This is a genomic window from Erwinia sp. HDF1-3R (genome assembly GCF_039621855.1).
In the GTDB taxonomy this organism is placed as follows: Bacteria; Pseudomonadota; Gammaproteobacteria; order Enterobacterales; family Enterobacteriaceae; genus Erwinia.
The window spans coordinates 2530110-2551329 of record NZ_CP155071.1 but is presented as its reverse complement, the minus strand read 5'-3'; the positions used below and the strand labels follow the sequence as shown (position 1 = coordinate 2551329).

General features: G+C 49.1%; 12 protein-coding genes and 5 pseudogenes. 12 read left to right on the top strand and 5 right to left on the bottom strand.

Features of this window, described 5'->3' with window-relative positions; all coding sequences use genetic code 11:
- Positions 1–41: 41 nt before the first annotated feature.
- From AAGR22_RS11620 to ycjG, 4 genes are all read left to right on the top strand, one after another.
- On the top strand, positions 42–1439 hold the full coding sequence (locus AAGR22_RS11620) for a YcjX family protein (protein ID WP_345827629.1): 1398 nt from the start codon (positions 42–44) through the stop codon (positions 1437–1439).
- The gene (locus tag AAGR22_RS11615) at positions 1436–2530 is read left to right on the top strand and encodes a TIGR01620 family protein (RefSeq protein ID WP_345827627.1); all 1095 of its coding nucleotides are present in this window, start codon (positions 1436–1438) and stop codon (positions 2528–2530) included. Before AAGR22_RS11620 ends, AAGR22_RS11615 begins: the two co-directional genes overlap by 4 nt.
- 110 nt (positions 2531–2640) lie before the next feature.
- The gene (gene tyrR / locus AAGR22_RS11610; protein ID WP_345827625.1) at positions 2641–4251 is read left to right on the top strand and encodes a transcriptional regulator TyrR; all 1611 of its coding nucleotides are present in this window, start codon (positions 2641–2643) and stop codon (positions 4249–4251) included.
- 89 nt (positions 4252–4340) lie between these two features.
- Positions 4341–5321 carry an L-Ala-D/L-Glu epimerase gene (gene ycjG / locus AAGR22_RS11605; protein WP_345827623.1) on the top strand — a complete coding sequence of 327 codons (981 nt, stop codon included), beginning with the start codon at positions 4341–4343 and terminating at the stop codon, positions 5319–5321.
- On the opposite strand, the gene mpaA is transcribed toward ycjG, so the two are convergent.
- Positions 5304–6011: a murein tripeptide amidase MpaA gene (gene mpaA, locus AAGR22_RS11600; protein WP_345827622.1), complete on the bottom strand. Its 708-nt coding sequence runs from the start codon at positions 6009–6011 to the stop codon at positions 5304–5306. The genes ycjG and mpaA overlap by 18 nt on opposite strands.
- Positions 6012–6200: 189 nt before the next feature.
- Here mpaA and AAGR22_RS11595 point away from each other — a divergent pair, with 189 nt between their 5' ends.
- The 5 genes and pseudogenes from AAGR22_RS11595 (at position 6201) to AAGR22_RS11575 (ending at position 10668) form a co-directional block, all read left to right on the top strand.
- Positions 6201–7817, top strand: coding sequence for a peptide ABC transporter substrate-binding protein (locus tag AAGR22_RS11595; RefSeq protein WP_067701608.1), 1617 nt, complete (start codon positions 6201–6203; stop codon positions 7815–7817).
- 211 nt (positions 7818–8028) lie between these two features.
- Positions 8029–8340: a hypothetical protein gene (locus AAGR22_RS11590; RefSeq protein WP_345827620.1), complete on the top strand. Its 312-nt coding sequence runs from the start codon at positions 8029–8031 to the stop codon at positions 8338–8340.
- An 80-nt stretch (positions 8341–8420) separates the two neighbouring features.
- A pseudogene (locus AAGR22_RS11585) lies at positions 8421–9540 on the top strand (IS3 family transposase).
- A 294-nt stretch (positions 9541–9834) separates the two neighbouring features.
- The gene (locus AAGR22_RS11580) at positions 9835–10377 is read left to right on the top strand and encodes a DUF2778 domain-containing protein (protein ID WP_345827619.1); all 543 of its coding nucleotides are present in this window, start codon (positions 9835–9837) and stop codon (positions 10375–10377) included.
- On the top strand, positions 10378–10668 hold the full coding sequence (locus AAGR22_RS11575; RefSeq protein WP_345827617.1) for a hypothetical protein: 291 nt from the start codon (positions 10378–10380) through the stop codon (positions 10666–10668). It abuts the gene before it with no gap.
- Between the two features lie 22 nt (positions 10669–10690).
- Here AAGR22_RS11575 and tssD read toward each other — a convergent pair.
- Both tssD and AAGR22_RS11565 read right to left on the bottom strand, forming a co-directional pair.
- Positions 10691–10981, bottom strand: a pseudogene (gene tssD / locus AAGR22_RS11570) (type VI secretion system tube protein TssD); the annotation flags it as partial.
- Positions 10982–11029: 48 nt separating this feature from the next.
- Positions 11030–12138 (bottom strand): annotated as a pseudogene (locus AAGR22_RS11565) (IS3 family transposase).
- Between the two features lie 53 nt (positions 12139–12191).
- On the opposite strand from AAGR22_RS11565, the gene AAGR22_RS11560 reads away from it, so the two are divergent.
- Complete coding sequence (locus AAGR22_RS11560; RefSeq protein WP_345827615.1) at positions 12192–12596, top strand: hypothetical protein; 405 nt, start codon at positions 12192–12194, stop codon at positions 12594–12596.
- A gap of 353 nt (positions 12597–12949) precedes the next feature.
- Here the strand turns inward: AAGR22_RS11560 and AAGR22_RS11555 are convergent, their stop codons facing one another.
- Complete coding sequence (locus tag AAGR22_RS11555) at positions 12950–13270, bottom strand: hypothetical protein (protein WP_345827613.1); 321 nt, start codon at positions 13268–13270, stop codon at positions 12950–12952.
- 311 nt (positions 13271–13581) lie between these two features.
- Positions 13582–13929, bottom strand: a pseudogene (locus AAGR22_RS11550) (Tn3 family transposase); the annotation flags it as partial.
- Here AAGR22_RS11550 and AAGR22_RS11545 point away from each other — a divergent pair.
- Positions 13899–14522 (top strand): annotated as a pseudogene (locus AAGR22_RS11545) (recombinase family protein). The pseudogenes AAGR22_RS11550 and AAGR22_RS11545 overlap by 31 nt on opposite strands.
- A 74-nt stretch (positions 14523–14596) precedes the next feature.
- Positions 14597–21178: an anthrax toxin-like adenylyl cyclase domain-containing protein gene (locus tag AAGR22_RS11540; protein ID WP_345827611.1), complete on the top strand. Its 6582-nt coding sequence runs from the start codon at positions 14597–14599 to the stop codon at positions 21176–21178.
- Positions 21179–21220 lie beyond the last annotated feature (42 nt).

Sequence of the window (21220 nt, the reverse complement as noted above, 5' to 3'; positions counted from 1 at the left end):
ATCACGCCAATACACCCGTTAAAAGAGGTCCTTACACCTGGATGAAACGACTGCAAAGTGAATTACTTTCGCTGGTGAGTCGGGGAACGGATCGCCACCTGCGCCTTGCGGTTACCGGCCTGAGCCGCAGCGGAAAAACGGCTTTTATTACGTCTCTGATTAATCAGTTGCTTAACGTTAACGCCGGTGCGCGACTGCCATTCTTTACCGCCGTGCGGGAAGGGCGCCTACAGGGAGTCAAACGCATCACGCAGCGGGATATGGGCATCCCGCGTTTTACCTATGATGAAGGCCTGGCGCAGCTTTATGGCACGCCGCCCAACTGGCCAACGCCAACGCGAGGCGTCAGCGAAGTGCGTCTGGCGCTGCGCTACCGTTCCCGCGCGTCACTCCTGCGCCATTTTGCCGACACTGCAACGCTCACTCTGGAAATCGTCGACTATCCCGGCGAATGGTTGCTGGATCTGCCCATGCTGGCGCAGGATTATCTCAGCTGGTCGCGGCAGATGAACGGCATGCTTACCGGGTCGCGGGCGGCGTGGTCAGCACGATGGCGGGCGCTGTGTGCCGATCTTGATCCGCTGGCCCCCGCTGACGAAAACCGCCTGGCAGAAATCGCCGCCGCCTGGACAGATTATCTGCTGCGATGCAAGCAGGAAGGATTGCACTTTATCCAGCCGGGCAGATTTGTGCTGCCGGGAGAGATGGCGGGTGCGCCCGCGCTACAGTTCTTCCCCTGGCCGCAGGCGGATGCCGCGGATGACTCCATCCTGACACAGGCCGGGGCGGGCAGTAACTACGCCATGCTGAAAGCCCGCTTTCACTACTACTGTCAGCATGTGGTGAAGGGATTCTACAAAAATCATTTTCTGCGCTTTGACCGGCAGATCGTGCTGGTGGATTGCCTGCAGCCGCTGAACAGCGGTCCCGAAGCCTTTAACGATATGCGGCTGGCAATGACCCAGCTGATGCAAAGCTTCTCGTATGGTCAGCGTACGCTGTTTCGCCGCCTGTTCTCCCCGGTTATTGATAAACTGCTGTTTGCCGCGACCAAATCTGACCATGTCACCACCAGCCAGCATGCCAATCTGGTTTCGCTGCTGGAGCAGCTGGTGCAGGATGCACGGCAAAATGCAGCCTTTGAAGGCATTGACATCGACTGTGTGGCGCTGGCCGCCGTGCAGGCAACCGAAAGTGGCCTGGTTGATCATCAGGGAGAGAGCTTTCCGGCGCTGCGGGGTCACCGGCTAAACGATAACGCGCCGCTCACGGTTTTTCCGGGCGAGGTGCCGCCGCGCCTGCCGGGCGAGGCTTTTTGGCAGCAGCAGGGCTTTCATTTCGAACAGTTCCGGCCTCAGTCGATCGACAGGGACCGCCCGCTGCCGCATATCCGTATGGACTCTGCTTTGGAATTTCTACTGGGAGATAAGCTGCGATGACCACCCCGCTCAAACCGCGTATTGATTTTACACCCACGACAGGGGCGGAAAAGGATCCCGCAGCAGGGTTCCAGCCGGATGCCTCAGCCGCTGACAGGGCCTCTGTGCTGCAACCCGCCCGGGCATTTGAGCCGGGGATTTCCACCTTCACCGTGCAGGAGCCCCTTTCCGAACCCGAAGAGGAGAGCGCGGGTGAGCAGGTGGTGGAGGCCGCACTCCGTCCGCGACGCAGCCTGTGGCGAAAAATGGTGCGGGTTGGGCTGGGAATATTCGCCGTCAGCCTGGTGGCTCAGGGGGCGCAGTGGGCTCATACCGCATGGCTCCAGCAGGACTGGGTGGCGATGGGCGGCTGCGTGGCGGGGGGAATGATTGTGCTGGCGGGCATTGGATCGCTGGTGACCGAATGGCGTCGGCTTTACCGGCTGCGTGAACGCGCGGAGGAAAGGGATGTCGCGCGCGACCTGCTGGCCAGCCACGGCATCGGCAAAGGGCGTGATTTCTGCGAGAGACTGGCGCGCCAGGCGGGCCTGACCCGTCAGCATCCCGCGCTGCAACGCTGGCGGGGTGCCCTGCATGAAACCAATAACGACCGCGAAATCGTCGGGCTTTATGCCCGTATGGTCCAGCCCGAGCTGGATCGCCAGGCCCGCAGGGAAATTGGCCGCAGCGCGGCCGAATCGACGCTGATGATTGCCGTCAGCCCGCTGGCGTTAGTCGATATGACCTTTATTGCCTGGCGCAACCTGCGGCTGGTTAATCGCATTGCCACGCTGTATGGCATTGAACTGGGCTACTTCAGCCGCCTGCGTCTGTTCCGGCTGGTATTGCTCAACATTGCTTTTGCCGGGGCGTCAGAGCTGGTGAGAGAAGTCGGGATGGACTGGATGTCACAGGATCTTGCCGCCCGCTTTTCTGCCCGGGCCGCGCAGGGGATTGGCGCGGGTCTGTTGACCGCCAGGCTGGGCATTAAAACCATGGAGCTCTGCCGGCCATTGCCCTGGATGGCGGGGGACAAGCCACGGCTCGGTGACTTCCGACGCGATCTGATTACCGAGCTGAAAGAGACGCTGCGGAGAAATCCGGAAAAATAACCTGCAACCTGTCAACTTTTCCTTCCAGACACTTCTGACGTTAAGGATCATAAGGTATTATCGGCACTACGCCACCTGGAATGCCCCATCATAAATAAAGGTTATCACGCATGCGTCTGGAAGTTTTTTGTCAGGACCGGCTGGGTCTGACCCGCGAGCTGCTCGATCTGCTTGTGGATCGCAACATCGATCTTCGCGGTATCGAAATAGCCTCTATCGGGCGCATATACCTTAATTTCTCCCCGGTCGATTTTGAGTCCTTCAGCCAGTTAATGGCTGAAATCCGTCGCATTCCGAGCGTAACCGACGTGAAGACGGTGGCGTTCCTGCCGTCTGAACGCGAGCACCGTGCGCTTAGCGCACTGCTGATTGCGATGCCGGAACCGGTTTTTTCTATCGACCTGAAAAGCAAAATCGAACGGGTTAACCCGGCGGCTGAGAGGCTGTTCGCCCTTAACGAAGCGAAAATGCGCAGTTTAGGCGCGGGTGCGCTGATCCCGGGTTTTAACTTCCAGCGCTGGCTGGAAAATGAAAGCGACAAGCCGCAGGCGCTGCATGTGGTGATCCAGGGACGAGACTTCCTGATGGAGATCACGCCCATTTATGCCGCTGAAGATAATAGCCACGCGGGCCAGCCTGCTGGCGCTGTGGTGATGCTCAAGTCTACGGCGAGAATGGGCCAGCAGCTGCAGAACCTGAAGGTCAATGATGATACCGATTTTCAGCATATTGTGGCGGTAAACCCGAAAATGCGGCAGGTCATCGATCAGGCCCGCAAGCTGGCGATGCTGGATGCGCCCCTGCTGATCGTTGGCGATACCGGCACCGGTAAGGACATGCTGGCCCGGGCCTGCCATCTGCGCAGTGCACGGGGTAAAAAGCCTTTCCTGGCCCTCAACTGTGCCTCCCTGCCGGATGATGTGGCTGAAAGCGAACTGTTTGGTCATGCCGCCGGGGCCTATCTGAATGCGCTTGAAGGGAAGAAGGGCTTCTTTGAACAGGCCAGCGGCGGTTCAGTGCTGCTGGATGAAATCGGCGAAATGACGCCCCGGATGCAGACCAAACTGCTGCGTTTTCTGAACGATGGCACCTTCCGCCGCGTCGGTGAAGAGCACGAAGTTCACGTTGACGTCAGGGTAATCTGCGCCACGCAGAAGAACCTGACGGAAATGGTACAGCGCGGCGAATTCCGGGAAGATCTCTACTACCGCCTGAACGTGCTGACGCTCAATTTGCCGCCGCTGCGCGAGCGCGCGCAGGATATTCTGCCGTTAACCGATCTGTTTGTCGCCCGCTTTGCGGACGAACAGGGCGTAGCCAGACCGACGCTTTCCCCGCAGCTAAGCGCCTTTCTCAGCCGCTATACCTGGCCTGGCAACGTTCGTCAGCTGAAAAATGTGCTTTATCGTGCTCTGACGCAGTTGGAAGGGGATGAGCTGCGGCCACAGGATATCATGCTGCCTGAATTTGCCCTGGATATGCCGCTGGGGGATGAGGCCATTGAGGGTTCGCTGGATGAGATCACCAGCCGGTTTGAGCGTTCAGTGCTGACCCGCCTTTATCTCAATTATCCCAGCACGCGTAAACTGGCGAAACGGCTCGGCGTGTCCCACACTGCGATAGCGAATAAACTTCGTGAGTATGGTCTGAGCCAGAAAAAAGCGGGTGGCGAGGAGGATGCAACATCCAAAAAAGATGCGGGTAGCGCGCCCCCGCAGTAAAAGCGTGGCCGGTGCATAACCGGCCTGTAAGCTGTGTTTTGCCACACACTGGCATAACAGGGAATTTCACTCCCTTCAAGGATCCGTCTATGAGAACAGTCAGGGTATATCCAGAAAGCTGGCCATTACATACGCCGTTCGTGATTGCCCGTGGCGCGCGCAGTGAGGCAGGGGTGGTGGTGGTTGAGCTGGAGGAGGGGGGCGTCAGGGGGATCGGTGAATGTACGCCCTATCCACGCTACGGCGAAACCGAAGCCTCCGTGCTGGCGCAGATCGTCGGGTTGACGGACGCACTGGCCCAGGGGATGACGCGTGAAGCGCTCCAGCTGGTATTGCCGCCGGGCGCGGCGCGCAATGCCATTGACTCGGCGCTGTGGGATTTGCAGGTAAACCAGCAGCAGCGGTCACTCTGGCAGCTTACCGGTACTGAGATGCCGCAGCAGGTCGCCATGGCGCAGACCGTCAGCATTGATACGCCGGAGATGATGGCCAGCGGTGCGCTGGCGCTGTGGCAGAACGGGGCAAAACTGCTAAAAATCAAAATGGATAACCAGCTGATCACCGAAAGGCTGGTAGCGGTGCGCACGGCCGTGCCGGATGCGATGCTTATCGTCGATGCCAATGAATCCTGGCATGCAGAGGGCCTGGCGGCGCGCTGTCAGCTGCTGGCCGACCTCGGCGTGATGATGCTGGAGCAGCCGCTCCCCGCTGGTGAAGATGCGTTACTGGAAAACTTTATCCATCCGCTACCCATCTGCGCCGATGAAAGCTGTCACTCGCGTGAGAGCCTGCCCGTGCTCAGGGGGCGCTATGAAATGGTTAATATCAAGCTGGATAAAAGCGGTGGCCTGACCGAGGCGCTGGCGCTGACAGAGGCCGCAAAGGCGGAAGGATTTGAGATTATGCTCGGCTGTATGCTCTGCACCTCACGGGCAATCAACGCCGCGCTACCGCTGGTCCTGTCCGCCCGCTACGTTGATTTCGATGGCCCTACCTGGCTGGCCGCGGATGCGGAGCCAGCCCTGCAATTCAGCTGCGGGCGCATTACGTTGTCAGGAACGCCAGCTTAGCAGATCCACCATCGCGTCGAGGTATTTTTCCGTGGCTTCATCAACGGATATTGCCGGGAGTTCGGCGGTTATCACCGGCAGATTCAGGTCGGCGCACCAGCTGCCGAACGAACCGGGGGTGGCGTAGCCAACGGTGGTAACCAGCGGCAGCGCCATTCGTTCTGACAGCCAGTGTCCGAGCAGGCTGGTGTGAGGATCCTCAATGCAGGCCAGCGGCTCGTGCAGCGTGACAATCCATGCCGGGTTAAGTGCGTGAATCAGGTCGCACAGGGCCTGCGTTTCAGGTTCTGAAGCCGGGTGGCTGCCGGTTGACAGCAGGACATCGCGCTCTTCTGCCACGCTGTTCCAGCGATAAACCGTCTCGCCCGGCTGCCAGTTAGCGGCGGGGAAATTACGATTCAGATCCACCCCGCGTGAATTCGCACGCAGCCCCAGCTGGCAGCCGTCCGGGTTTACCGCCAGCACCACATGGTGTCGGCGATGCGTCTCTTGCAGCGTCCGCATCGCGCAGGACAGCGTGGCCACTGCGGCGTTTTCATCGCCATGAGTGCCGGCCAGAATCAGCCCGCTGGCGCTATCCGCTGCGGGAGCGGGAAACCAGAGCAGCGGGGCACCCAGCACTGAGGTGCCATAAATCTTATACTCAGCATCCAGCTTGCCGCGCCGGGGTCGTGGATGTTTCAAAGACATAGTATTGGCTCCGGAATAATTTCCCTCAAACTAGCGCAAAAACCGGGCGAACAAAAGCGCTGTACGCGGCGACGCCCTCTGCCCCGATCGGGGGTGCGAAAAATGCTGTTTTTCAATCAGCTATTTGCGTTAAAGTGCTGTCATACGCCCGTCCTGTCGAATCGACCCCGATCGTTTAAAGGTGCTCTGATGAGGAAACTTTCCCGCTTCACCCTCGCTGCCGCTGCGCTGGCCGTTAATCTCTCTCTCTGTGCGGCGGTCGTGCCGCCAGGATCGGTGCTGGCAGAACGACAGGAGATTGTGCGTCATATCAAAGATGAACCGGCCTCGCTGGATCCGGCGAAAGCCGTCGGCCTGCCTGAAATACAGGTTATCCGCGATCTTTTCGAAGGCCTCACCAATCAGGATGCGTCGGGGAAGATTGTTCCCGGCGTCGCAGAACAGTGGCATACCACCGACAATAAAAGCTGGATATTCACGCTCAGGAATGACGCGCGCTGGTCTAACGGTGACCCTGTCACGGCAGAGGATTTTGTTTACAGCTGGCGGCGGCTGGTTGACCCTGCTGTTGCCTCCGACTCTGCCTGGTTTGCCGGACTGGCGGGTATTGAAAATGCCGGGGCAATTGCTAAAGGCCAGCTTTCACCGGATAAGCTTGGCGTAACCGCGCTGGACAACCATCGTCTGAAAGTGACGCTGGACAGGCCGGTTCCCTGGTTCCCCAGCCTGGCCGCCAGCGTCAGCCTCTTCCCGGTGCCGCAGAAGGTGATTGAAAAGGCCGGGGCAAACTGGACGCGGCCAGAAAATCTGGTCGGCAACGGTGCCTACAAGCTTCAGCAGCGGGTAGTGAATGAAAAGCTGGTGCTGGTACGTAATGACAGCTACTGGGATAACGCGCACTCGCTGCTGACGAAAGTGACGTTCCTGCCGATTAATGAAGAGTCCAGCGCCACCAAGCGCTACCGGGCGAATGATATTGATATCACCGAATCCTTTCCTAAAAATATGTATGGCCTGCTGAAAAAAGAGATCCCCAATGAGGTCTATACGCCCGATCAGCTGGGAACTTACTACTACGCGTTTAACACTACCAAAGGACCGACCGCAGATCCGCGCGTGCGCAAGGCGCTGTCATGGACTATCGACCGCACCATTATTGCTGAAAAGGTATTAGGCACCGGCGAGAAACCCGCCTGGCATTTTACGCCGGACGTGACCGCCGGGTTTAAACCCGTGCCGGGCTTTTTGCAGCAGCATACTCAGGCTGAACTGAATATGCAGGCGAGGGCGCTTCTGGCAGCCGCGGGCTATGGCCCCACTCATCCACTGAATCTGACACTGCTCTATAACACCTCCGAAAACCACCAGAAAATTGCCATCGCCGTGGCGTCAATGTGGAAGAAAAACCTGGGCGTCAGCGTGAAGCTGCAAAATCAGGAGTGGAAAACCTATATTGACAGCCGTAACAGCGGCAATTTTGATGTTATCCGGGCCTCATGGGTGGGGGACTATAATGAACCTTCGAGCTTCCTCAGCCTGCTGACCTCCAGCCACAGTGGAAATATTGCCAAGTTTTCCGATAAGCAGTACGACGCGGTGCTGGATAAGGCCAGCCAGGAGACGCGCGCCGAGGCCCGCAGCAGCGACTATAACCGGGCAGAGCAAATTATTGCGGACCAGGCCCCCATTGCGCCGATCTATCAGTACACCAATGGCCGTCTGATTAAGCCCTGGGTGAAAGGTTATCCTGTAAATAATCCTGAAGATGTGGCCTATAGCCGCGAGCTCTATATTCTTAAGCACTAAGCACTAAGCACTAAGCACTAAGCACTAAGCACGGTGAACATTTCGTCGTATGGCCGCTGACCGCAGGGTGGTCTTTGACTCAGGAAGCCATACGCAAACCTATGGTGACAATTAGCGGTGAATTGATGAACTATTCACCGCATCATGCTGCCGGAACCAGCAGATAATAAAGCCGTTGCTATCACATCCTCCCGCTCCCTTCAGGTGATCTATGGCCCGTAATACCGCTCTGCTATGTGCTTTGTTATTGCTTTCCGGCTGTGCCCTTAAGCAGTATCCGTCGTCACCGCCGGTCAGCAATGTTCAGGCAACCACCCTTGATTGTCAGGGCATAAAGGATCAGCTTGCCAAACAGGAGCAGGTTCAGGCGGAAATTAATAAAACGGGCGAGTTTAACGGATTGACGGTGCTGGGCTTTATTGGGGATTTTGGCATTGGCAATGGCGTCGCAAAAAGCCTTGCGCAAAAACATGCCAGCCAGCGTCTGGCACAGCTTAAAGGGTTGCAGCAGCAGAAATGCTGATGGGATGTTGACCTGCTCCCCTCTGGTTAATCCATCGCCAGGCTAGTAATGTTTATCATTGAACGATGAGGACATTACCCATGAAAAAGCGTTTCTCTGAAGAACAGATCATTGGCATCCTGCGCGAAGCTGAGGCCGGCATGACAGCTAAGGAGTTGTGCCGTAAGCATAATATTTCCGATGCGACATTTTATACGTGGTGAAAAAAATTTGGCGGTCTGGAAGTCTCCGAAGTCAAGCGTCTCAAAGCGCTTGAAGATGAAAACGCACGTTTGAAAAAATTGTTGGCTGAAACCATGCTGGACAAGGAGGCCCTGCAGGCAGCGCTTGGGGTAAAGTATTAACACTGTCTCACAAGCGCAATGCGGTTGCTCAGATGTGCCAGCAATCAGGTATTACAGAACGTCGTGCCTGCCATCTTGCCGGGCTTCCCAGAGCAACTTGTCGTTATCGCTCTCTTCGGACACAACGAGATGAAGCGCTGTCGGAACAGATAAAAGCGCTGGCGCATGAGCGCCGACGCTTTGGTTACCGTCGTATCTGGCAACTGCTGCGACGCGATGGCGTCGACGTAAACCATAAAAAGTCTACCGTATTTGTCATGAAAATGGATTGGCTGTTCACCGGAGAAAGCGTCGTAAAGGGCTGTCCGTGGAGCGTCAACCTCTTGTTCGGCCCAGTGCTCCAAACATGGCCTGGTCGATGGATTTTGTCATGGACGCTCTCGCCGGTGGCAGAAGGATAAAATGCCTGACGTGCGTGGATGATTTCACCAAAGAGAGCCTCGATATCGCTGTTGCGCACGGGATCTCTGACGAACAGGTGACGCGGATACTCGATAATGTGGCGTTATTCAGGGGTTATCCCAAAGCGATACGCACCGATCAGGGGCCAGAATTTACCGGCCATGCGCTGGACCAATGGGCTCATTATCATGGCATTGAGTTAAAACTTATCCAGCCGGGAAAACCGACACAAAATGGTTTTATCGAAAGTTTTAACGGGCGGTTTAGGGATGAATGCCTGAATGAACACTGGTTCAAGGATCTTGATCAGGCACGCGAGATCATCAGCGACTGGCGACAGGACTATAACGAGCGAAGACCACATTCTGCGCTTAATTACCTGACGCCGTTGGAATTCGCTGCAAACTATCGCAGTGGCAAAAATGATACCGCTCAAAACGATGTTACTAGTTAAGTGTCGGCTTAATTATTGGAGGCAGGTCAGTACCAGCGTACCGCCCACAGAATGATGTCACGCTGAAAATGCCGGCCTTTGAATGGGTTCATGCGCTGCTCCCTCAGCAAAAGGTGGCCATAATTTTATCACCTTCAGATTTTTGCAACAGTGCCAGAAAAACGGGTATTTCACGAGCCACCTATTTTCGGCTGAAAAAACGGTCTGAACTCCAGCCGTAAAGCTTTGCTGTGCAAAAGCGGGAAATGAAAAATTCCTTGCTGTAGCTCAAACTACTGAATTGTTAATAACGCTATGATGGATGGATATAAAAAATATCAAGGAATTTCAGTGGCTTTATACGGAAAGTTTATACTTAATGGGGCGGACATAGCACCTCTGACAGTTCCAGGCGTCGGTGTATTTATGGCCTTCTCCGGGAATGGTGGCTGTGTAAATCAGTCCAGCTGTTCAAAACTACCGTCTCAGGGTCCTGTACCACTAGGAAGATACTGGATTGTGGACAGACCACAGGGAAGGCTTCTCTCTTATTCAAGAGCTAATGAAGTCAGCCGGGATATCATAAACCACTATGTATATGGGGCAAGCTTCAAGCATAGCGAGTGGTTTGCTTTGTTTCCTGATTCGTGGGGTAACGTGAATGACGGAAGGTGGCTTGATGACGTCTGGAGAGGTAACTTCAGGTTACACCCCGGCAGAATATCTAAAGGTTGTATAACCCTGTGTCATGATAGTGATTATGCGACTCTTAGAAATGCGCTGTTGAGAACCAGCAAGATCCCCGTAACCTGCATGAAAAATATGCAGGCTTACGGGCAAATTGAAGTGGTTATATAAATGGCAGCTATGCTCCGCAGGATAATCAAAATTGTGACCTTTATGATTATCCTCTTCATCGTTGGCAGACTATCTGCCCCTTATTTTTATGATATAGTAAGCATTGATACTGCTGACAAAATTTCGAATTTTATCAATGACAGCGCCTCTGCTGAAGATATTGATAACGTTTACTTTTACCTTAATTTTTCAACAACACTGGTATTAACTGTATTGCTGTATTTGTTTCTATCAAAAGTATTTTTTCTCATCAGGAAACAACTTCGTTTTGATAAGAAAATGCGCCCCTGAAAGCGACGCATTGCGCATTTTACTATGCGGTAGGCCTTTCATTCCATGCATCAGAAAACTGCACATTACCATCGACATACCGCCAGGTGATTTTCTCATACTGAAGGCTGACATTTTCGATGTGATTGAGCTGTGAGCTGGATGTTTTTACATTTGGTACGGAGGTATTAACCCCCGTCACCTTCACATTTTCCAGTGCGATGATGTAATAACAGACTTCCTGACCGGCATGATTGATCTGATAGAAGCGAATTTCGGCGCTTTTTAGTGTCTGTCCTGTTGCTACGGCGCGTTGCAGATAAGGCGATGAACTTGACCCGCTCCCCGTATGTGATCCATTCATAATCAGGAATAACCGGCTTCATGTTGGTTGCGTATTCTGGCAACCGGCAGATTTTTCGGCAAATTCAGAGGGAGTCATCCAGCCCAGTGCAGAATGGGGACGACTCTGGTTATAGTGTATGCGCCAGGCCTCGATTTTGCACCGTGCATCCTCCAGAGACATGAACCAGTTCTCGTTCAGGCATTCCTGCCGCAACCTGCCGTTGAAGGACTCGACCGTGGCGTTGTCCGTCGGTGTTCCCGGCCGTGAGAAGTCGATCCTAATACCTCTTTCATACACCCACCTATCCAGCATTTTTCCTGCAAATTCAGATCCATTATCGGTTTTCAGCAACTGCGGTAAGGGACGCCTGAGCGCTATGCTGTTCAGCATTTCTGCCACTTCTGTTGAACGCAGATTCTGCCCTACGCAGATCCCCAGGCATTCGCGGGTGTAAAGGTCGATAACCGTCAGCAGGCGCAGTCGTCGCCCGTTAAACAGCGCGTCCGAGACAAAATCCATGCCCCAGACGTGATTCGGATACAGACCCTGAGGCTGCGGTTGTCGGCGCTGGGCCGATTTATTGCGGCGTGGCCGTTTGAGGCGCAGCGACAGACCCTGCTCACAGTAGAGGCGGTAGATTCTTTTGTGATTATCGCGCCAGCCTTCCCGCCTGAGCATCACGTGTACCCGGCGGTACCCGTAATGAACCCGGGTTTCGGTTATCTCACGGATGCGTAGCCGCAGTGCGCTGTCGTCGGCGGCCACAGAACGATATCGAAACGAGCTGCGGCTGACCCGCAGCGCAAAACAGACCTGTCTCTCACTGGCACCGTAGCGGGCTTGCAAATCCCTGACCCATTCGCGCAGGCGTGCCAGCGTCAGCTCTTTTTTGCCAGCACGTCCTGCAGCATCGCCTTGTCGAGGCTCAGATCGGCAACCAGCCTCTTCAGCCGCAGATTTTCCTCTTCCAGTTGCCGCATATGCTTCAGCTCCGAAGGAGAAATGCCGCCGTATTTTTTACGCCACGTATAGAAAGTGGCATCCGAAATGCCCAGCTTGCGACAGACGTCCGGCACTGACGTACCCAGTTCAGCCTGCTTGAGGGCAAAAACAATCTGCTCTTCGGTGAATCGTGACTTTTTCATCGGCACATCCTCCGTTCAGGGGAGTGTTTATCATGCCGGAATTCTGTTTCTGAATGGAGCAGGATTTTGGGTCAGGGTCAAACAGTAATGAGCCTTGTGAGGTTCGTGTATTTGGTAAAAATACCGTATTTGCTTCAACCTCAAAAGAAAAAGTTAAAGACTTTATCCATATGATAGAGCATCAAGGCCAGAGCAAAAAATATCACCTTTATAAAATAGAAACCAACAAACAACAAGTTTTCTCATTTCGAGAAAATATGGATAAAAATCCAACATCGTTGATTAATGGTATTGCGAATCTAGCTATTCGAGAATTGGGTATTCCACAGGATGAAGCTCTGGCGTTAGCTAAAGATGCGATACATTCCAACTATCTCGCTGTAGATGAGGTGCAAGTTGAAGGTCCAATTTCCCCTTTGAGTATCAAACACATCAACACGATTAGTATTGATGGTTGATTATCCGAACGATCGCCTGTCAGCCAGCCGCCGCCCGTTCATGCATAAAAGGAGCGGCGGCTTCCCCATCTTAAGAGTGTAAACTGCGATTCCTGCGTATTCTGGTGAATATGATCGGCTGGTACGCAGCATCTATAAAAGATGTGTAGCAGGCAATCCAGGTATCATCCCAAACAGGGACGATACCGATGAGAAACCAGGGAAAGACAAGAGATCGCGAAGTTAAGCAGTATAAGTTAAATCAGCGATTTTGATGATATGTGCTCTGTAATAAGCACATACGCCAGAGCATGCAGATGAATACGTTACTACATCAGCATCAGTGCATTCTGATGCTCAGGGGTAATTATTGATTAGAAAATGAAATGTCTGCGAGAAGGTAACTCTCTTTTAATCAATTCTTTAATCTCTTCCGTTGTAGCATTTGGAGGAAATTTATCTAATTCCTGCTGGATTGCACCTCTTCTAATCCCTTCATGACGATTGTCAACGTGTTGGCCTTCAGTTTTACTAATAAAGGAGATATCAGATCTCTGAACGACCGATATACAACGGGAGGAAAAATCTGCTGTTTTGTGGTTTTTATTACCATTTAATGCATTGCTTTCTGATGGGGATCCATACCTATTAATATAGAAAGCATGCGGAAAAGATCTGTTAGGTGATAAGCCCATAACTCAACTCCCTTAAATTCTAAATTGTTTGATGATTTTAAATATAATCATATCCGTATATAATTTTCTTGCAAAAAACGACTAAAAAAATTTTTGTGATTCTGAATCAAATCGGACCTTTCTCTATCCGCTAAGCAGGCGATAACGAGCGTCACCAGGATGTCTTTTCTAAGGCCTCAGCACTGACCATCCGCGTGGCGCAGGTTAAATTAGTGGGCTTTATCACAAAGTGTTCAATATTCCACCTGTAAATAATCGAGCATGCTGGCCACGGATTTGTGCTTTATAGGAGGCAGTTTCGATATAGAAAATTATTGTACGTTAAGGCTGTTTTTTGACCTTTCGACTTTAGCTGGTCTCAGCCGACGAAACTTACCGGAAGCCGGTATCCGGTTGCTTTTCCATATATAATCGCCTGTCAGATTGATGTGTTACCAGCCTAACGGGGACAAATGTGATAGTAGTTGCTCGTTGATCTTTACCCCTTTGCGCTTCAGGGCATCGACCGCTCTTTCCATATAGACGGTATTCCACAGGGGTATGGCAGTCGTCAGCAGCGTCAGTCCACTGGCGCGATAGCTCTGATTTTCCGGTTTTCTGTCCCTGATTTCTCCCAGTCGGTGCATAAATACCGCACGCGCCAGCGCGTTACGGGTTTGCCGATCGGGCAAAAGAGATGCTGGAGCAGTTCGTTCAGGAGTGAGGGCATAAAATAGCCAGTTACTACCGGGAAAATATCATCGGTACAAAACTTGACCACCCAGAGCTGGGCCGCTTACTGATGGACAGTCATCGCAATGATATTTTGCTGGTAGAGCAGATAGACCGGCTGACCCGTCTCAGCAACAGCGACTGGATGATGCTGAAAAAGCAGATAGAACAGCATGAGCTGCGGATTGTCAGCCTGGATGTTCCCACTTCATGGCAGGCGCTGTCAGATAAAGACCCTTCGCTGGATGATTTAATCACCCGCGCCGTGATAACCGCCATCAATAACATGCTTATCGACCTGATGGCTGCGATGTCGCATAAGGACTGGTTGAGCCGTCGCCTGCGGCAAAAACAGGGGATTGAACGGGCCCACTCGCTGGGTAAATATCGGGGAAAACAGGCCGTTCAGGAACGGCATCAGAAAGTCCTGTACTACCGACAGGTCAAGAAACTGAGCATCCGCGAAACCGCAGAGGCCACAGGGTACAGCTGTTCTCAGATATGCCGTATTCAGGCCCTCTACATAAATAAAGTGTTTTAATGAAATCAAATTTTTTTTAATGATGATAAATAAGGGGGGTTTAACAGCCCGTTACGGATCAAGGATGGAACTATATGCCACATGTAAACCCACCAACCCCCACATCATCAAACAATATATCCTGGGTATCCCGGGATCGTTCAAATCCGGAAGACCAGGATATCTGGTTTGACACCATCGACCACGTTGAAATGGAAGAGACCTGGTTTGACGCCAGTGAAGAGCATCATGCTGATCCGTCATCTTCTGCCGGAGAAGCCGCAGAGTCCCGGGTACCGTTCACGGAAGACTGTCGCCGCGGCGTTCAGCAGTTTGTCCGTACTCTGGGAGAATACGGGGAGAATAAAATGCTTTCTGCCTGCCTTTCTAAAATACTTCCCGGCACCCCGGCCAGTCTAGTCCTCGCGGCAATCAGTCTGTTTACCGCAGTTACTGAGCGACGGAATATTGATACCGCAGCACTGCATGCCCTCGGACTGGCATCAGGGTACCTTCCTGAGAATATTAATGTTGTATCCCGGCTGGCAAGCTTTATCCGGGATACCGTTACCGGCTGGACGGATGAGACTTTTCTGCAGCAGTTTCTGGGCAACGAAGACAATCACACTTCCATCTACCTGTTTACAGCCCTGGCGGTTACGGCTATTGTGGCGGGGCGCTGGATGAAAGACGTAGGGGCCCCGCAGCGCGGTGTTCTGAAGGTCCCGGCCTTTATGGCTAATATTCTTATCCGCGCCAGTCATTACTGGACTGCGCTGGGAAATATGGCGAGCAGTCCCCCGTCCGGCGCGGAAATCCCGGAAATCACCGACATATCACAACACGCTCCCGCTTTTGAGGTCAATACACAGGTGGAAATGACCGGAGATGTATGTGATGCCACAGCTTCCGGCACCTCAGCACCACGGCTCACCGCATTCTCGTCAATTTCAACTGCCCATCCTGAGGCTTACACCCGGGCGACGTTACAGAACAGGCCTGCCCCTGCGCCCGGGGAAATTACCCGTCTCCCTGTGCCTGAACAGGTGCATTATCTGGCTGTGGATAAACTCCGGCATGAAAGCGGTCTTTCAGACCTGCTGTACTGTACTAACCTGAAGACTGAGACCTGTCAGAAAACAAACGAAAAGATTATTATCAACACGTATTTCAATACAAAATGTGATGCCATCGCTTATCCTGAACCGTTGACGAAAGGGGCTGATAGCATACCTGTACTCACAGACATATCAGAAACACAGGTATCCTCGGCAGCAACAAGCCAGCGTGGCGGGGATGCTTTGCTTCCCCTGGCAGCTGCGGCGGTTACCGTGCAGGTGGCCAATACATATATCCAGGCGCTGAAAAGTAAAATGATGATTGGTGCAGTCTCTGCTGCCGGTCTGACCGGAGTTATCGTGGGCGGGAAATTGCTGCGTGATTATTTCGTATCAGGGAATACTGGGAAAGGCAGCGAGGTAAATATAAAAAAAGATGAAAAAGCAAGACAGGATGAGATAATTCAACCTGATGGGTTAAATACACTGGAGGAAGTTCGAAAAGAACAAACCAAATGCCTTTCTGTTTTGTTTGAAAATAAAAAAAATATGGATACTGGCAATGCACATGATGTAATAAATAATCTTGTCACTCACCTTTCCAAAGGGAAAAAAAATTCAAGAATGAATAAGGTGATCAACTGCTTGTTAGAACTATTCAATATATATGTTCCACGAAATAAAAATATTGCTACGGATAATTTAAAGCGTTTGGTTTTAATAGATTACCTGAGTGCTTATATACTTGATTCTGATTTAGAAGAGTGGTTAGTGAATCAAATAGCAGACATTAAATCAAATAAAAAATTATCGCCCAGCAGCAAAAAATTATCAGATAAGTTTAAAGGTGTGATTAAAAAGCATCTGTCAGAACGTTTACTGACTAAAAAAACAATAGATTTTTATAAAAAAATAGTATCATATGAAATCCCAGCTTTACTTCCTGAATACATGGGAGGGGCAGGTGAGGATATAGCACATATTGATATAACTGAAGCACAATGGGGACTTGTGCATGCTGGTGCTCTTTTGCTCCGTGATAACAACATCAATATCAGCAATCTCAGCCTGGAAGAAATTGAAGAAGTAGGGATTTCCTTGAGTGTGATATTGAAAGAAGGTGCTATACCTGAAGAGTATAATCGATACTTAAACACCCCAGTAGCTGCCTATTCATCATGGAATAAAGATGGTGCTTCCGTATCATCAAACGCAACTGAGAACGATATAAGCAAAGCTCGCAAGGATTATCATTCATACATTGATGGCTGGGTGGTAGAGAACAACCCATATTTAAAATTTAATAATTTGATTGAGAAATGGAAAACAAGAACAGAAATCGCCACTAATATTTTGCGTGAGAATAATATCAATATTGAAAAATATTTAACGTATTATTTGGATGCGCATGATAAATGGATATTCAGACAAGGTGAAATATTAGATATAATGGAAGGTGGCGAACAATTAGTGGCAGCTAATGATATTACCCTTCCAGACATTGATGAAATGTTTCAAAAACAAAATCAAGCGATAGCTGATATTATATACGATTTAGATAAATTATTGCTTCCGGTTTTATTTGATTCATCATTGAATGATGATGAGAAAAAATTCATACAAAATTCAAGAGTGGATTTAATAAAAGCTAACGTAGGCAATTTGTCATCTGGAGGAAAATCATCTGCTTCAGGAGATACAAAACTTAGTATTCCTGAAGAGGTTGATTTTATTCTCTGTACCTCGGGAGAAAATGTTCGTTTCTACTCTATCTTTATGAATGAAAACAGCAAAAATTACACAATAAATCGAACGGACCCGGACAGAACAGCAGAAGATGATGAGAAAATGAAGGTTTTAGGGAAAGCTCTCATTGAGGCACAAAAGGATGGAAAACGGTATTATATAGAATCTTATAAAACGATAAAAAAAGAAGGTGAGAGCATTTCTTTATTAATAGAAAATCTGTCTCAGGAACATAGATCCAGGATGAAGGATCGGCTTTATGAAACAGGTTATGACAAAACCACAGCAGAAAAAGTGAAAGAAACTTTTCTTAGCTTTATTCCTTTCTATAGTTGTATTTCTGAATCCATAAAAGGAAAAACAGGACATGCATTAGCGAGCTGCTCAGTGGATATACTTTCAATGTTACCAGTCGCATTCAGTGCTGCAAAAATAGCGGGAAGATTTGGTCAGGCTCTGACATCCACGGGAATTACAGCGATAAAGTATGGTGCCAGACAGGCTATGATTTCTCAAATGATAAAACAGGCAGGGATAAAATTTATCGAGTTATCGCCAAATATTGCGAAAGAAATATCGCCCGCGACGCTTAAAGGTCTGGGTATCTCATTGTTACGCGCTTTGGATCCAGGGGGAGAGTTAATCGTCCTGGGTAGCTATAAGGGGGTCGGTGCTTTGAACCGGATTATCCAGAAAATTTCTGGTGAAGGTGCTGGAATTAAGAAACTTTCCGCAGCTATGCGTACTCGTGCTTTCATGCATACTGATGCTTCAAAAATAAAAACCAAGTATTATCCTGGAGATGGTCCCGGACTGGGCAGGGAAATTAATGTCGTCAGGGTTGATAGTTATCAGGGTAGTGATATATGGGCTGAGCTCAATTCAGAGTTAGGTGTCCCTTTTGGAAAAAAATATATAACTGATAACGATTATATTATAATGGACGCTCCCAAAGCACATCGAAGCAAAATGCCAAAAAAACAAGGTCCAGGTACAGTAAATAATGGGGGGGAGAGATTTCCTTTGTTAGCCGCACTTCCTGGTGCGTCTGATGTTATACTATATAACAAAGCGATACAACGTACTGCCAAAAAATATGGTGTTATAATTAGTGTCAGATTTCCAAACCCACGGGGTGCGACTTTATTAAAAGAAGGCTATCCCTCTAAAAACTTTCATTTAAAAGCAAAATCCAGTGGAACAGGACCCACTTCAGGATTTATTGCTGAAAACCCCCATTACTCAAAGGTTTCCCCTGATAATTATGAGAAGCAGATTAAAGCGATAGAGGAGGCCATGGGAAAAGGGGCTGAAAGTGTTCAGTTAATATTGAGTAAGGCCAGAATACAGGAATTGATCGCCACTGGGGAAATATCTCATCTGCAGTTGGATACTTACTCAGCAACCTATCCGGGAGGAAAAAAAATATTTCATATCGGTGACGATGGGGCGGTTTTTGACGATAATCATCTGCCTGTTAAAGTATTGACAAACCCACCGGAAGCAGGAGCGAGTTCAGGAACGAGCAATATAAACTCCAGGCCTGTCACGGCAGATTATGATTTATTCTGCATTATCCCCAGACAACATCAAGACTATAATATCAACCCGATTGAATTAAGACCTGTTCTTATAAAAGGAAAGTTTGAAATTGTATCTTTAAAAAATAAAAAAATAGGAGATAAGGGGGAGGATAAAAATAAAGGAAATGTTAATTTTTTCACGGAAACAATAATCAATGATTTGAATAAAGAAGTTAATATTGAAGGTTATCAGGGTGGTAAACTATTCTGGCATGGTGATGAATCGATGAATCCTTTTAGCCCTGGCCTGGATATGAGTGATAAGCCGATTTTCTTTCTTCCGTCAGGACAGATGACTCAAGCCCATACAACTGAACAGTTAAGATATCTATACTCAACATTTAAAGGAAATGGTTTCCATGCAGAATTCAGTCCCAGATTCAATGTTTATTCGCCTGCCATAAGTAAAGTCTCGATGGAGGAGGCAATTATCAATAAACTATCCGTACCAACAAAAAGTTTCACTGTTGATTCTCTGGAAAGCAAAGTAGTTATTGTTGATGGAAAAAATAAGGAAAAAATAAAGTGCATTGAAATGAAAGGCAAGTATCTTCCTTGCAAAATTAATCGTAATGTAAAAGGAGGGGCAATTTCGGTTTACGACCTTAACGATAAGGATAAGTGGGGGTATCCAGTTTATATGAATGCTAATAATGAATGGACCTTTGGTGTCTTTGGGAGTGGGCTTAGTTTTGCTTTCTCTGAGGAAAATATAATTGGGAGTGCGCTGTATAATAAAATTACGAATAATTTACCAGGCATCCCTTTTGTGCAAAAAAACTTCTCTCCGGTAAACTCAAAAAATATTGTTGAGAATGCCAAAGGAGAAAGTTTTATTAAAATAAATAACAAGTTGTTCAGGATGGTTTCGAATCCATATTATAAAGGACATTATATTTTAGGGGAGCCTGGAGGGGATCATTTATATTGTAAGTATGACAGTGTAACTGACAAATATGTGAATGTAGAAAACTATTTAAGAAAAAGTGGTATTGATGAACGTAAATATCAAAACCCTGATTCTCCCGGGTCAGATGAATTTGATTCAGATTTATCTATTAATTCAGGTATAGAGGAAGAGTCATATTCAGACATTCTGGAACCAGAGCAACAATTGCCAGTACAACAATCGCCACATCCGGATTTCAGTTTAGTATGGCGCTCCTCTCTGAGGAATGCCTTTCCTGAAATTCCGGACGGGGCTTATGCAGATTTGATTGGTAGAGATGGGGCTATCTATCATTTCCCTAACTGCCCCCTGAAGGCTTTTGATGCTACATTCCCACCTAAAATAATGACAGAACAGGCATATCAATTTAGTTTACAGCAATACCTTAGCCAGACGTTTGGCGAAGACAATGTTATTATTTCAACATGTCAGAACATCATTAACTCTGAAAGCGAAAACATGAGGGTGCTTGGAGGGAAAATAATAAATTCTGCCAGAACAGCGCTGGACCAATCTGAGCGGCTCGTAGCGTTATTTGGTGAGTCATTATCACGTCATAGAGTGGCTGAGCATTTAAAAAATTTGTTAGGTATTGATGATGGTGCTGTGATTAATGAGGCTGTTAACTTTATTGAAATGGCAGTAAATAAAAATGTTGAAATTCTGCAAAAAACTACTTCAAATAACTTTAAAAACATTTACATTTATAAGTTCAATCAACGTGAAAGTATATTGGAAAAAGGTGAGGCAACGAGCACGAATGCTTTTACCTATTCTCAAGACCCTGAGAACAGAATGCATTTTAATGCAGGAACCATGATTGATAATACAGCTAAAATAAGGGGAAGGAGAGTTTATTTGGCAAAAAAAGACATTACGAGCATAAGCCAGGAGTATCAAAATATGATATTTTTGCATGAGCTAACTCATTTGTCCTCTAATACTGAGGATTACCTGTATGCATATAGTGAGGGAGGAACATGGGATTATGCTTCAGCACAGGAATCTATAAATCAGTTCAGGGAGCGCGCGGTTGGCGGTAAAATGAATGATAACTTTTATTATGATGTAATTGGAAGGAAAACAATGCGTGAAGCCCTAATTACAGATATAGAGAAAAAAATGGCCATTGATATTCTTAATATAGATTATATGCTGAAAGCTAAGCTTATTCTTAATAATGCGGATAACCTTGCAACCATTATTAATGATATCGATAAGGAATTTCTTCCTGCCTCAAGGAGAAAAAGATACGCGGCTTATATAACATCATCAGAACATCTCAATTTCATGAGGGTTTTGTATGCCATGGCGGGGTATCCTGTATTAAGTGGGAACTGAACTAGAAAAGTAGAGCATAAAAAAATGTAGAACAATTTTATG